Below are 11,726 nucleotides of genomic sequence, written 5' to 3' on the forward strand. Positions count from 1 at the left end.
CTGGAGTCAACCGGCAGAAGTGTGGATAAACAAGCCACTGGAAGAGCACGAACTGGCCCTGGAGTTACCCTTGGTTCAGGCCGCCTGAGTGGCAGCCAAGGAGTGACAACTTTCCTGAAAGTCACCGCTCCAGAGCTGGATATCAGTGCTGCGCCAATCCCCAAAAGTGTTGCTGCAGGTGATCAGTGCAGCCCGGCAGGCGGTTGATCTGATCTGCCCAGAGCCAGAAGCTCCAGATGCTGCCTTGGCTGAGCAAGAGTTGAGCCTCTCTGTTGAGCGCACCTAGCGGTGCATCGCCGGCTAGGCCGGCTTCAGGGGGCCTCTGGCCCCTTCCCTAGCTGAGCACTCATGCGTGGCTGACAACGGGGGCCTGCAATCCAGGTGGTTTTTCTTGCCAGGCAGCAAGGACCGCATTCCCCTGAGGCCTTCTCACCGCGCCCCTACTGCGTAAAGACATCATTCAGTTCCTTTTGCTTTGGTTGATCCCGGCCGTAACAGCCGCCAGGCGGACAGAACCAGCACCGTTGGCTTTGGGCACTGCTGGCAATTCGTCGAGCACCCCTTGCAGGTTGCCCTCACTTGCTCGCAGACGGAAAGGGCTACGGTATGCGTTTGTCGGGTGGGCAACGCCAACTTCTAACCATAGCCAGAGCCATTATGCGTAACGCCGATATTTTGATTTTAGACGAAGCCACTAATGCCTTGGATACCCTATCTGAGCATTTAATACAACAATCCATAGATGAATTGCGCCAAAACCGCACATTTATCATTATCGCGCGTCGGCTATCGACTATCGAACACGCTGACACCATCGTGGTACTCGACAAAGGGCAATTAGTCGAACAAGGCAGGTTGCACGAATTACTGGCATTAAAAGGTTATTTTTCGGCTCTTTATCTAGCCCAATAACAGCGTGAAGTGAAAACTTAAAAGGTAAAAATCATGGCAAAATTAATTATCGGCTTAGGCACAGGGCGGTGTGGCACAACATCGCTGAGTGTTTTTCTCAACGCCCAAGAAAAAACTAAGGTTTTGCATGAAGGGCATGATGGCAAAGATTATCATCTCTTGCCTTGGTATAACGCAGAAACGCTGGTCTCGCTTTGGCTGGATAACTTGACGCAATCAAACACCGCTAACGATTATTACGGTGACGTAATGCTATATTTTCTACCCTATGTTGAATTTATCATGAGTAAATTTCCAAATGCCGTTTTTATTTGCTTGCAACGCAATCGCGCAGAAGTTATAGACAGCTATATGAATTGGACGGGTGAATCGATAAACCACTGGTCGTATCATGACGGACGGACGTGGCAATATGATGATTGGGATGTTTGCTTTCCTAAATTTGACGAACCCGATAAAGCCAAAGCCATCGGTTTGTATTGGGATAGTTATTACGCGGAAGTGGAGCGGCTAATTAAAATCTACCCCGATAAAATCGCTTGTTTTCCCACCGAATTTTTAAACAGTATTGAAGGGCAAAATGTGATTCTTGATTTTATCGACTATACAGGCAAACGACAAACGGGTATAGCCTGTCATGCTAACAAAAGATGCTCTAAAGGTTTGTTTCGTTCTTTGATGCTCAAAGTCATGATACTGAGTAGGCTGATACTGCCCAAGCAAGTGAGACATTTTTTATGGCATAACTTTTCGATTGAAAAGTTGTTTCAATAATCATCAATCGACACGTAATAATTCCAAATACTGCTGCATGGCGGTTGGCGCACAAAATTGCTTCAACCACACCGCATCTACCTCTTTTCGTTCCCCTGCTAACACACGTAAAGCAAATACGGCCGGACCTGGAAAACGGACGGCAGTCAGGATTCGAGCCCCTTCCCGGCAGTGAACCCGGCCTCGCAGGGATCGGCGTCGGGCGTCGGCCACAGATCGATGCCGAGGATGTCGCCGTCCGCGGCCACCATGAACCGGGCCTCGACCGCCGACGCGGCGGGGTCGAGGAGGTGATAGTCGCCATAAAGGCCCGATTGCGAGGTCGGACGCTTTAATCCTTATCATACCGTGCGGCCGCCTCGCCCCTCCCGCCGGCGGGCCTGAGGCTAAACGTTTTGATTTGGAGGCGACTCCATGAGAAGGCAAAATCCGCTGTTTCTTCGGGACAGCGGAGTCTCGACTCCTGCCTGCCAATGGACGACTTGACCAGAAGCCGCCTCGAACTAGAGGGCGATCAGAGGGGCATCCAGCGAGAGTTGGAGGAGAACACCCTTCAAACGAAAGCCCTCTCCACAGAGCACGACCGGCTCAAGAGCTCAAGAGGCCTCCCTTGACGAGCAACTCGCGCGAGAAGCGGCCGAGATCCTTGATCTTCAGGAGCGACTGGAAAACCGGAGAAAAGAGGCCGCCGCGCTGCGACAAGAGATCGATGGTGTCCAGGCGAGACTGGTGCGATGCAAGGCCGAGCGCCGCGAGCTCGAAGCAAGAAACGCGCGGATTCAGGCAAAACTCGACGACTTGGCTCATCGCAGCCGAGAGGTCGCGACTCTGCGCGACAAGTGTGCCGAGATCGAGAGACAGATCCCGAGAACGTCAGGGCTTCAGAGAGAGGGGCTCGAGGCGCTGCTACGGGAATCAAGGCAGCGGTTGCAGGTGATCGTTGAGTCACCCGCAAGCGGCGCTACTCGAGCGGTAAAGACCAAGCAGTGCTGGTGTGGAGGACAGAACGAGAACTGTATCCACTGCTAAGGCCGCGGTATCATTGAATACTGTTTCACACTAGACACCGATCCTTTTCGTTTCTGCCATTCGGTAAGTAATAGCCGCCAGCCGTCGCCAAAGCGACGGAGTCGTACGAGCACATTCCGCCCGAGGCGGTGGGGAACGAGCGACGGATTCTGGTCAGCGAGCTTTCCGGGCGGTCGAATATCCAGGCGATTGTCACCCGTCCCGACGTCCGCAACGACCGGGCGCTCCTCGACAAGGTGCTCGCCGAGATCTGCCGGCTCGAGAACGAGGGCTGGCAGTTCGAGGCGGCCGGGGCGTCGTTCGATCTCCTCGTCGACCGCTGTGCCGGCACGTTCCGCCCGGCGTTCGAGAAGCTCTCCTACAACGTGGCCGTGGAGAGCCAGGGACGGACGGGAGCCGAGGTTGCCACCGGCTCGGCCGGGGTGACGACCGATGAACTCCGCACCGAGGCGACGGTCAAGCTCGTCGTCGCCGGCGTGATCCGCCACGAAGTAGCCGAGGGGGATGGCCCCGTCAACGCCCTCGATGCCGCGATCCGCAAGGCGCTCAGGTCGCTCTACCCGGCGGTGGAGCGGATGACCCTCCTCGATTACAAGGTGCGGGTCATCAATGCCCAGAAGGGAACCGCAGCAAAGGTGCGGGTGTCGATCGAATCGACCGACGGCGAGGGGGTGTGGGGCACGGTCGGGGTGAGCGAAAACGTCATCGAGGCCAGTTGGCTGGCGCTGGCTGATTCATTCTCGTTTTTCTTGAGTCGCGCCGCGGCCGGCGTCAGCGGCTGAAGGCGGGGGGCAATCCGGCGCCGTGGTCATGTCTTCCCGTCCTCGGTGCCCTGCAGAAGACAGACGCCGCGGAACTCCGGCCGCGGCGTCGATCGCTCGCTGAGAAAGCCGATCAGATTCGCCACCTGCGAGACGCACAACGCGAATGCAAGCGTTGGGGTGGCGTGCGCGCCCTGCGGAGGGAGCATGCTCGCGGAGAGCGTCCTATAGTACGGCCATTGGATGATGCGGTGGAACGGGTGACGCCTGCGGTGCTCGGCATGGAACTGGTAGGCGCCCCTGCCGTAGGCAACATGCTGCCGCCAGAACCCCGCCAGGCCCATCGCGTGCGCGTGGAGGATCACGCATTCCGGCGCATACGTCATGGTACGGCCCGAGTGGACCCAGCGATCGCAGAGATCCCGGTCCTCCGCCGTGCGGAAGCGCTCGTCGAAACCCCCGACCTTGGCAAACTCCTGCCGGGGGACTGACAGGTTGTTCGACGCGAAGAACAGGGCCCGTTCGGGGTCACGGTTGTAGTGCGCGTAGCCGATCGTGATCAGATTCTGGCTCGTCCCGGAGAACGGGTTCGACGACAGCCGGTTGACGGTCCGGCCGCCGACGATGCGCGGCGAGTCGGCCGAGTGATGGCGCCGAACGAGGCCGGGGAGCCAGTCAGGATCGGGCTCGCAGTCGTCGTCGGTGAATGCGAGGATGCGACCGCGGGCGTGATTCGCGGCGAGGTTTCTGGCCGTGGCCGGCCCGCCGTTGCAGGTGCGCAGCACCCGGCAGGCGAGGCCTGAGGCCGCGGTCAGCGATCGCTCGTCGAGCGGCGGATCGCCGCCGTCGTCCACGACGATCACCTCGAAGCCGCCCGGCACGGGCAACTGCCGCGAGAGCGCCCGCAGGGCCGTCGCCAACTGCGCGGCCCGATTGAACGAGGGGATGATCACTGTGGCCGCGACGACGTCGCAGGGTCGGTCGATTGGGGCCACGCTCATGGTCGGTCGCTTTCCGGCGCCTGCCGTGCCGAGCGGTCACTGAGAATGTGCTCGGCCGTCCGCGCCGCCAATGCGAGGATGGTGAGCGTGGGGTTCTGGAATCCGGAGCTGGGGAACACGCTGCCGTCGGCGACGAAGACGTTGTCGGCGCCCCAGCACCTCCCCGAGGGATCGACGACCGACTCGGCGGGATCGACGCCCATGCGCGCTCCGCCCGTTTCGTGGATGACCGCCCCGGGTTCGCGGGCGCACCGCGCCAACGCCCACTGCGGTACTGCTTGGTGCACGATCCGATGCATCCACGTCGCGCCGATCCCCCCGAGGCCGCCCGCACGGATGACGCGTTGGGTGAACCGTCCGAGCATCGCGAGTCGATCGACATCGTCTGCCGTCCTCGCGAGCGTGATCCGCGGTACAATAGAATCGATACGATCGTCCGGGCTCCTTTCGACGGTGATGCGGTTCTCGGGGAGCGGCCGTGACGAGCCGAGGACGAGCATCGACCAGGTGGCTCGATGCGGCGACAACGAAACGCTCGCCAGGCAATCTATCGGCGGGGTGTCCTGGTGCGCCGCGCGGGGCTCCCGGCCCCAGACGAGGACGTGCGCCGGTTCCTCACGCCACGGGTCGGCGGAATCGGCGAGGCTGCGATGGGGGAACACCCGCAAATCAGGCGTGAGGCGGCCCGCACAGTTCACGGCGAGATGATCTTGCACGCCTCGTCCGAGCCGATCGCCATGGTTTCCCAGGCCGTGGGGATGTGCCTCGCTCCGCGATTGCCAGAGGATCCGCACCGTCTCGATGGTCGATGCGCAGAGCACGACGACCCGGCCGGGCACCGTGCGGCGGGTGCCGTCGGGCCGCACGATCTCGACGCCGGACGCGGCACGCGAGTTCGGCGCGACGAGGATTCGCTCGACGGGGGAGTCGGCGAACAGCTCGGCGCCGTGCCGTATCGCCTCGTGCAACAGGCCCGGCACCGGAGTGCGGTCGAGGGCGGCGGTTCGGGCACGCGTGGCCTGCAGCGCTGGATCACGGCGGCACACGCGCTCGAGAACCGCGTCGATCCGTGGCGAGGTGGCCGCGGTCGCCACGAAGGCACCGTCGGGGATCGCCTCCAGGCCGCAGGCATCGCCCGTCACGCGGAGCTCCCGCTCGACCCTCGCGTAGAAGGGGGCGAGCTCCGCATGACCGAACGGCCAGTTCTCCCAGTCGTTGACGCCCGGATGAGGCACGAACTCGCGATCCGACATCCTCAGGCAGGCACGCGACCAGAGAATTGATCGGCCTCCCACCTGCCGGCCGCGAAACCAGAGGAACGGCTGGTCAGCCAGGTACGGGTGCCTTCGATCTTCGACGTAGAATCCACGGTTGTGCTCCGCAAACAGCTCGTTGCGCGCCTGCACGGGCTGCCCTGCTCGGGCGAAGCGGCGCCGATCAGATTGCGTCGTCGGCCGACCGTCATCCGGGAGGATGTCGGCGGCTGTCCGCTCGGGGCCTGCCTCGAGAACGGCGACCCGGAGTCCGCCCGCGGCAAGATCGCGGGCCATCAGGCATCCGGCCAGCCCTGCTCCGACGACGATGGCGTCAAACCCGTTCACGCGTGGCCCCCGGTCGCGGCAGCGGCCCGGTACGACGCAACCGTTCTCCGAATCGTGCGCGCCAGGCGGGTGACATGCCGCTGGGGCCCCAGGAAGAACGGATGTGGGAGCCACACTAGCGCCGTGGAGGCCGCCCATTCCGCGACAGGGCACGCTGGTGTCGCCACCGCGGTCGGCATTCGCGGGTCGAGCCGGCCGTATTCGGGGGAGCGGTACACGGGCTGGTACCACGACGGCATCGCCGGAAATCCTGCATTCCGAAGATCGGACAGAAAACGCTCCCGCGATACGCCGCCGCACTCCTCGGGAAGATAGAGCAGTTGGAAGCCGTACGCGGGCCGCGACGTCATCCGCTCGTCGCGCACCGGCAGGCGGATGCCGGCGATGCCGGCAAGCTGATCGCGAAGCGAGTCCATCCGCCGCTGCCGTAGCGCATGCTCCCGGCCGAACCGCTCGGCCGCGCAGACGAGGATGGCGGCCTGCAATTCCGTCATCCGCAGGTTTGTCCCGAGCTGTGTCTGCTCGCCCAAGCCGCCGTGGGGCCGGCCGCAGTCGATCGTCGCGGCGCAGGCGTCCGCCAACGCGGCATCGTGCGTGGTGATCGCGCCTCCTTCTCCCGCCGACATCACCTTCCCGGTCTGGAAGCTGAAGCAGCCGACGTCTCCGATCCCCCCCGCCGGCCGCCCCCTCCAGGTGGCGCCGTGGGCGTGGGCGCAATCCTCCACCAGACGCAGACGGTGCCGGCGGGTGATGTCGAGGAGCGCGTCCATGTCGGGCATCGCGTCACCGTGATGGACTGCGACGACGGCCCGGGTGCGCGGAGTGATCGCCCCCTCGACGAGACGATGGTCGAGGCAGAGGGTCGCCGGATCGACGTCGACGAAAGCGACGCGCAGGCCGAGCACGTGTGCCGCTGTGGCCGTGGCGCTGAAGGTCAGCGCCGGCACGATCACTTCGTCACCGGGCAAGAGCCCCAGCGCCTGGTAAGCGGCCAGCAACGCCGTCGCGCCGCTCGAAGCGGGGATCACGTGTGGCACCGCGTGCAACGACGCGAAAGCCCGCGAGAACCGTCGCGTCCATGGCCCGGGAAAGGGATAGCCGCCCCAGCGTCCGCTTCGCAGCACGGCCCGCACTGCCCGGCGCTCCCTCCATCCGGCCCGCGGCCAGCGCATCAGCCTCCAGAGGTAGAAGCTGCGCCAGGCGACGCCGACCGCCCGCGGCCACCCCCCCGCCTCGGCCCAGCGGCGACCGGCGGCTGATTCCTCGAACCGGCGTCGCAGAGTGGCGGTCGGTGAGGAGAGCATGCGACCTTTTCCGGTAAAAATAGCTCCGGAATTGGCGCCGGGTGCAGACGAGATCGACGTGCCACGCCGACACTACCCGATCCGGGGTAGCATAACCTGTTAATGCCAGGCAACAACGGATCAGGATTGTCGAAAACGCCGGCGGCAGTAGGCAACGCTTCTGTTCGCCGGAGTCCTGTCCGACCAAGGGAAGTACGCGCCCCGCGCAGGGAGGCGTGTGGCCACGATCGACCCGGTCGCTCTTCGGGATGCGGCTCCGACATCCTCGCTGACGATACCTGGCGCTTGCGGGAGGACGCGGTGGACTGGCCGCGCGAGGTCGTCCTCAGGATTGAGACGCCGCGACCGCCCTCGGCCATCGCTGTCCCGGGTTGATGGCACGCGAGGGCCGCGTGCAGTACCGTGCGGAGGATCCTTATGCCCATTGGCCGCCGGCCGTCCGCGGTAGGTTCCCCCCGAGGTGTGTCGAGATGGCAGCCGGTTCCCGCAGCGGTTGGTGGCGTTCGGGCGACGGGCCCCCGACGTTCCCCCGATCGGGCGTTGTATCGCTGGTCGAACGCGTGTTGCTCGCCTGTGCGCGGCCGATAGATGTGGCGTGCACCGGGCGTCCCTACCTCGTCGTCGCGCCCCATCCCGACGACGAGACCCTGGGCTGCGGTGCGACGATCGCCCGGGCTCGTCACGCGGGCATCCCCGTGCACGTGGTCCTCGTGACCGACGGCAGCGGTCATCCGCCTGCCTTCCCCGACAGGGCGCTCCTCGTGTCGCTCAGACGCGACGAGACGTTGGCCGCCTGCGGCATCCTCGGCGTGCCCGCGTCGCACGTCGTCTTCCTGGGCTTCCCCGACGGGCAGGCCACTGCCCACGCCGGCCGCGTGGCCGAGCGGCTGGCAGAACTGATCGGCCGGATCGATCCCGAGCGCGTCTTCGGCCCCAGTGAGCTCGACAATCACGCCGATCATCGGGCTGTCGCGGCAGCGCTCAAGGGTCTCGCGCGGCGGGGGGAGGTTCGGGGGGCGATCTACTGCTATCCGGTCTGGTTCTGGTATCCGCGGTTTCTGCTTCGGGCCTTCTGCAGGGGGGACTTTCTCCGGCTTCGCCGCACCCTCGCCGGGCCATATCTCGACCTGAAGAAGCAGGCGATCGCCAAGCACGCGAGCCAGGCCGGGTGCCTCGATCCGGCCAACGCAATCCTCATGCCGGAGTTTCTGCGACGGTTCCTCCGGCCTCACGAGTACTTCTTCGAACATCGGTCGCGGAGCTGAAATGGACTCCCTCGACACGGTGGCGGTGGTGATCGCCTGCCACGATTCCGTACGGACGATCGGGGGGGCCGTCCGCTCGGCCCTCGCGGAGCCGGAGGTCGCTGAGGTGATCGTGGTGGACGATGCGTCGTCGGACGCGTCGCCGGCGGCGGCGCTCGCGTCCGACGACGGCAGCGGCCGTCTCGTGTTGCTCCGTCAGCCTGTGAACCGAGGCCCGGCGGCGGCGCGGAACTTAGGCATGTCGGTGGCGCGGTCGCCGTGGGTGGCGATCCTCGACGCCGACGACTTCTTCCTGCCCGGTCGGCTCGCCGGCCTGCTGCGGTACGCGCACGACGCCGACATCGTCGCCGACGATCCCTGGCGGGTGCGGGAGGACGCGGTGGACGGACCGCGCGATGTCGTCCTCGGGTTCGAGACGCCGCGCCGCATCACGTTCGCCGAGTTCGTCGATGGGAACGTCTCCCGACCCGCGCGGCCGGGCCGGGAATGGGGATTCGTGCAGCCGCTCGTGCGTCGTCGGTTTCTTGATGAACACACGCTCCGCTACCGCGAACACGTGCGGGTCGGCGAGGATTACGAACTGCTCGCCCGGGCGCTCGCGCTGCGGGCGCGATTCGTCATGCTCCCGCCGCAGGGCTACGTCTGCGTTTGCCGCGAGGGCTCGCTCAGCCAGCGGCATTCCGTTGACGATCTGCAGCGGCTCCTCGATTGCGACGCGGCGCTGGCCGGGCTACCGGGGCTTACGGCCGCCGATCGGACGGCGTTGCGGCGACACGCCACGAGCATCGAGTGCCGCTTGCGTTGGCGGCTCGTGCTCGAGGCCCTCCGGGCGGGCAGCCCCGCCCGTGTGGCGGCCGGCTTTCTCGGACCATGGCCACTGCCGGCGCACCTGCTGTGGATGTTTTGCTGCCGGTTCGGGCACCACTGCGGAAGACGCTTCCGCGGGAGGCTGTGGTAGCCCTTGGGAATCCTCCTCCGGACGTATTTCGCGATGCGTTGGGCCGCTGCGATCGTCCGGTGGTGGATCGCAGATGGGTGGGGTGAATTGCTCGGGGCGCTTCTGTCAGGGGCTTTGGAGGCCCGCAAGCCTGGCGGTTTCGTCGAATCCGCGGAGCCCCTCGGTGGCACCCAGTCCGGTGACGCAGCAGGCCGCCGTCGCGGCGCCGAGAAGACCGGCCTCTCGTGCTGGCATCCCCCGGAGGAGGCCGGTGAGGAGCCCGGCCAAGAGCGAGTCGCCCGGGCCGGTCGTGTCGACCACCGGCCCGGGGGCCTGAAAGCAGGGGATCTCGAACCATTCCCCCTCGTTTGGCGACAGGAGCGTGCCCCGCGTGCCGAGTTTCACGCCGACGAGCCCCGGGGCGCCGTGGGAGCGGTAGCAGCCGATGATGGCGTGGGGATCGTCGAGGCCGGTCTGGTGGCAGGCCTCGTCGAGGCTCGGCACGTAGACATCGACAAGCTCGAGGGCCCGCGCCACCTGGGCGAGCGTGCCGCCGTTGCCCGCGGTTTCCAGAGCGACGAGGCAGCCCGTCGAGCGGATCTTGGCGAGGGCTTCGGTGAGATCGGGTTCGAGGCCAGGGAGGAGCACGAGGTAGCCTACGAGCGCCAGCCTGGCCGCCGCGAAGTGGGGAAGCTGGCGGCGGATGAAGGCGAGATCGATTGACGCCGCGGCCCCCCCATGATGCGCAAAGCTCCGCTCGCCGCTGGGATCGATGAGGAATGCGGTCGTGCTCGTGGCGACGGTGTCGCTCGCTTCGAGCGCCTCTGTCGCGATCCCCTCCCCCGCGAGGGTCGCACGGATCACCTCCCCCCACACATCGCTGCCCACCAAGCTCGACGCGGCGACCTTCATCCCCAGCCGGGCCATCGCCGTGCCGGTGTTGCAGACGATCCCGCCGGTGGTGACCCGGATCGGATCGACATGAAAAAGCTTGCCGGCGCCGGGGGGAACGGTGAGCGGAACGGGCCTGACGAGGATGTCGGCGACGCACGTGCCGCAGAGGATCACGTCGCAGGGGGGCAAGCCCCGAGGTAATAGCCGCCATAAAGGCCCGATTGCGAGAGCGGACGCGGTAATCGACTCAAGTGGCTACGCCACCCTTGCCTGCTGCTGCGCCGTGGGGCGTCACCTAGGGGATCCTCGCCAAAATTTCCATGGCAGCTCCCCAAGGCCCCGTCTGCAATATCCGCCTGCTGATCGTCCATCGCTATGCGCCCGGTATCAAAAAGAGCGGCGCTGTGCCCTGCACCGTTGAGCACTTCGGGAGGCGCGGTAAGCCGGTCAAGAAGATGCGGCTAATTCCTGCTGAAAAAGCATTTGCCTTTGCACGCAAGTTCCAGGGCCTCCCCGGCGTCACCGTCTCAGTCTGCTAATCCCACCCTGGGGGGCCATCGGCCCCCTTTTATTGGGGTGCTGGCTGGTGGCAGGTCTAGCGGGCAGGGGAGCAGAAGAGAGCAGTAAACAGACCAAAGCAGCGGCCTTGCTTGCTCCACCCGCTCCCGCCTGGTCGGGGTTGCGCGGCGTTTGTGCCCGCTGAATAAACCGTGCAAACCGTGCACATAAACCGTGCAAGCCGTGCAAACCAGGTACAGACACAGACCTATTGGACAACAGCGAGTCAGGGGATTCCACCGCTCCCGCCTGCTCGGGTTCCATTGCCCCTTCTGCTCGCTTGTCAGCTGGAAGTAGCGCAGCGGCCTGCCTGCTCCAGCCGCTCGCTCCCGCTCGGGCATTCCGCATTGGCCCGTGCCCGCGGGGAAACCTGGCAGCTGCAAAGGCCTGAACGACAACTTCGGCGACTACAACCTCTCCCGCCTGGTCGGCTTCCGTTTGCCTACCCGTCTCCGTCGATTCAGCACCTCAGCTGGGTGGAGGGGGCCCATCGGCTCTGCAAAACCGCTCTCCAGTTTTCCCCGCTTCTCGGGGTGTCAGGTGCGCGTTCTTTGCATCACAGCGATGTTCCCGCTCTCCACCACCATGCAGTCCCTCATTGATGCTTGGGAAGAAGCACAAGTTTCCGGTCAATGGCAGGAGCCACAGCCTGAGCCCGCCTATCCAGCAGCCTGGTGGCTAATCCAGCTG

11 protein-coding genes are annotated in these 11,726 nt (G+C 64.7%); 6 read left to right on the plus strand and 5 right to left on the minus strand.

Annotated features, from left to right (window positions below; genetic code table 11):
* Positions 1-606 precede the first annotated feature (606 nt).
* Positions 607-912: an ATP-binding cassette domain-containing protein gene (locus KBZ07_RS09475; protein WP_254931391.1), complete on the plus strand. Its 306-nt coding sequence runs from the start codon at positions 607-609 to the stop codon at positions 910-912.
* A 33-nt stretch (positions 913-945) separates the two neighbouring features.
* Positions 946-1,686, plus strand: coding sequence for a sulfotransferase (locus KBZ07_RS09480; protein ID WP_254931383.1), 741 nt, complete (start codon positions 946-948; stop codon positions 1,684-1,686).
* A gap of 588 nt (positions 1,687-2,274) precedes the next feature.
* Here the strand turns inward: KBZ07_RS09480 and KBZ07_RS09485 are convergent.
* On the minus strand, positions 2,275-2,493 hold the full coding sequence (locus KBZ07_RS09485; RefSeq protein ID WP_254931384.1) for a hypothetical protein: 219 nt from the start codon (positions 2,491-2,493) through the stop codon (positions 2,275-2,277).
* Positions 2,494-2,843: 350 nt separating this feature from the next.
* Here KBZ07_RS09485 and KBZ07_RS09490 point away from each other — a divergent pair, with 350 nt between their 5' ends.
* Positions 2,844-3,497 (plus strand): alpha-isopropylmalate synthase regulatory domain-containing protein, encoded by a 654-nt coding sequence (locus tag KBZ07_RS09490; RefSeq protein WP_254931385.1) that lies wholly within the window; start codon positions 2,844-2,846, stop codon positions 3,495-3,497.
* A 26-nt stretch (positions 3,498-3,523) separates the two neighbouring features.
* Here KBZ07_RS09490 and KBZ07_RS09495 read toward each other — a convergent pair whose 3' ends face one another.
* From KBZ07_RS09495 to KBZ07_RS09510, 3 genes are read right to left on the minus strand one after another with little or no spacing between them, the layout of a single operon-like run.
* Positions 3,524-4,477: a glycosyltransferase family 2 protein gene (locus KBZ07_RS09495; RefSeq protein WP_254931386.1), complete on the minus strand. Its 954-nt coding sequence runs from the start codon at positions 4,475-4,477 to the stop codon at positions 3,524-3,526.
* The gene (locus tag KBZ07_RS09500) at positions 4,474-6,192 is read right to left on the minus strand and encodes a GMC family oxidoreductase (RefSeq protein WP_315860153.1); all 1,719 of its coding nucleotides are present in this window, start codon (positions 6,190-6,192) and stop codon (positions 4,474-4,476) included. The genes KBZ07_RS09495 and KBZ07_RS09500 overlap by 4 nt, the downstream gene beginning before the upstream one ends.
* Complete coding sequence (locus tag KBZ07_RS09510) at positions 6,075-7,382, minus strand: DegT/DnrJ/EryC1/StrS family aminotransferase (protein WP_315860154.1); 1,308 nt, start codon at positions 7,380-7,382, stop codon at positions 6,075-6,077. The genes KBZ07_RS09500 and KBZ07_RS09510 overlap by 118 nt, the downstream gene beginning before the upstream one ends.
* A gap of 470 nt (positions 7,383-7,852) precedes the next feature.
* Here KBZ07_RS09510 and KBZ07_RS09515 point away from each other — a divergent pair, with 470 nt between their 5' ends.
* Both KBZ07_RS09515 and KBZ07_RS09520 read left to right on the plus strand, forming a co-directional pair.
* Positions 7,853-8,647, plus strand: coding sequence for a PIG-L deacetylase family protein (locus KBZ07_RS09515; protein ID WP_254931387.1), 795 nt, complete (start codon positions 7,853-7,855; stop codon positions 8,645-8,647).
* Position 8,648: 1 nt separating this feature from the next.
* Positions 8,649-9,605, plus strand: coding sequence for a glycosyltransferase family 2 protein (locus KBZ07_RS09520; RefSeq protein ID WP_254931388.1), 957 nt, complete (start codon positions 8,649-8,651; stop codon positions 9,603-9,605).
* Positions 9,606-9,710: 105 nt separating this feature from the next.
* Here the strand turns inward: KBZ07_RS09520 and KBZ07_RS09525 are convergent, their stop codons facing one another.
* A complete protein-coding gene (locus KBZ07_RS09525) occupies positions 9,711-10,667 on the minus strand; it encodes a carbohydrate kinase family protein (RefSeq protein ID WP_254931389.1) in 957 nt (318 codons plus the stop codon).
* 131 nt (positions 10,668-10,798) lie between these two features.
* On the opposite strand from KBZ07_RS09525, the gene KBZ07_RS09530 reads away from it, so the two are divergent.
* Positions 10,799-11,017 carry a hypothetical protein gene (locus KBZ07_RS09530; RefSeq protein ID WP_254931390.1) on the plus strand — a complete coding sequence of 73 codons (219 nt, stop codon included), beginning with the start codon at positions 10,799-10,801 and terminating at the stop codon, positions 11,015-11,017.
* Positions 11,018-11,726: the final 709 nt, after the last annotated feature.

This window comes from Cyanobium sp. BA20m-14, assembly GCF_024346295.1.

What these genes read in the sequence shown, in the direction of transcription:
- KBZ07_RS09515 (WP_254931387.1), top strand. Translation starts at nt 7,853, where the DNA reads ATGGCAGCCGGTTCCCGCAGCGGTTGGTGGCGTTCGGGCGACGGGCCC.
- KBZ07_RS09480 (WP_254931383.1), top strand. Translation starts at nt 946, where the DNA reads ATGGCAAAATTAATTATCGGCTTAGGCACAGGGCGGTGTGGCACAACA.
- KBZ07_RS09520 (WP_254931388.1), top strand. Translation starts at nt 8,649, where the DNA reads ATGGACTCCCTCGACACGGTGGCGGTGGTGATCGCCTGCCACGATTCC.
- KBZ07_RS09510 (WP_315860154.1), bottom strand. Translation starts at nt 7,382, where the DNA reads ATGCTCTCCTCACCGACCGCCACTCTGCGACGCCGGTTCGAGGAATCA.
- KBZ07_RS09475 (WP_254931391.1), top strand. Translation starts at nt 607, where the DNA reads ATGCGTTTGTCGGGTGGGCAACGCCAACTTCTAACCATAGCCAGAGCC.
- KBZ07_RS09485 (WP_254931384.1), bottom strand. Translation starts at nt 2,493, where the DNA reads ATGAGCCAAGTCGTCGAGTTTTGCCTGAATCCGCGCGTTTCTTGCTTC.
- KBZ07_RS09530 (WP_254931390.1), top strand. Translation starts at nt 10,799, where the DNA reads ATGGCAGCTCCCCAAGGCCCCGTCTGCAATATCCGCCTGCTGATCGTC.
- KBZ07_RS09495 (WP_254931386.1), bottom strand. Translation starts at nt 4,477, where the DNA reads ATGAGCGTGGCCCCAATCGACCGACCCTGCGACGTCGTCGCGGCCACA.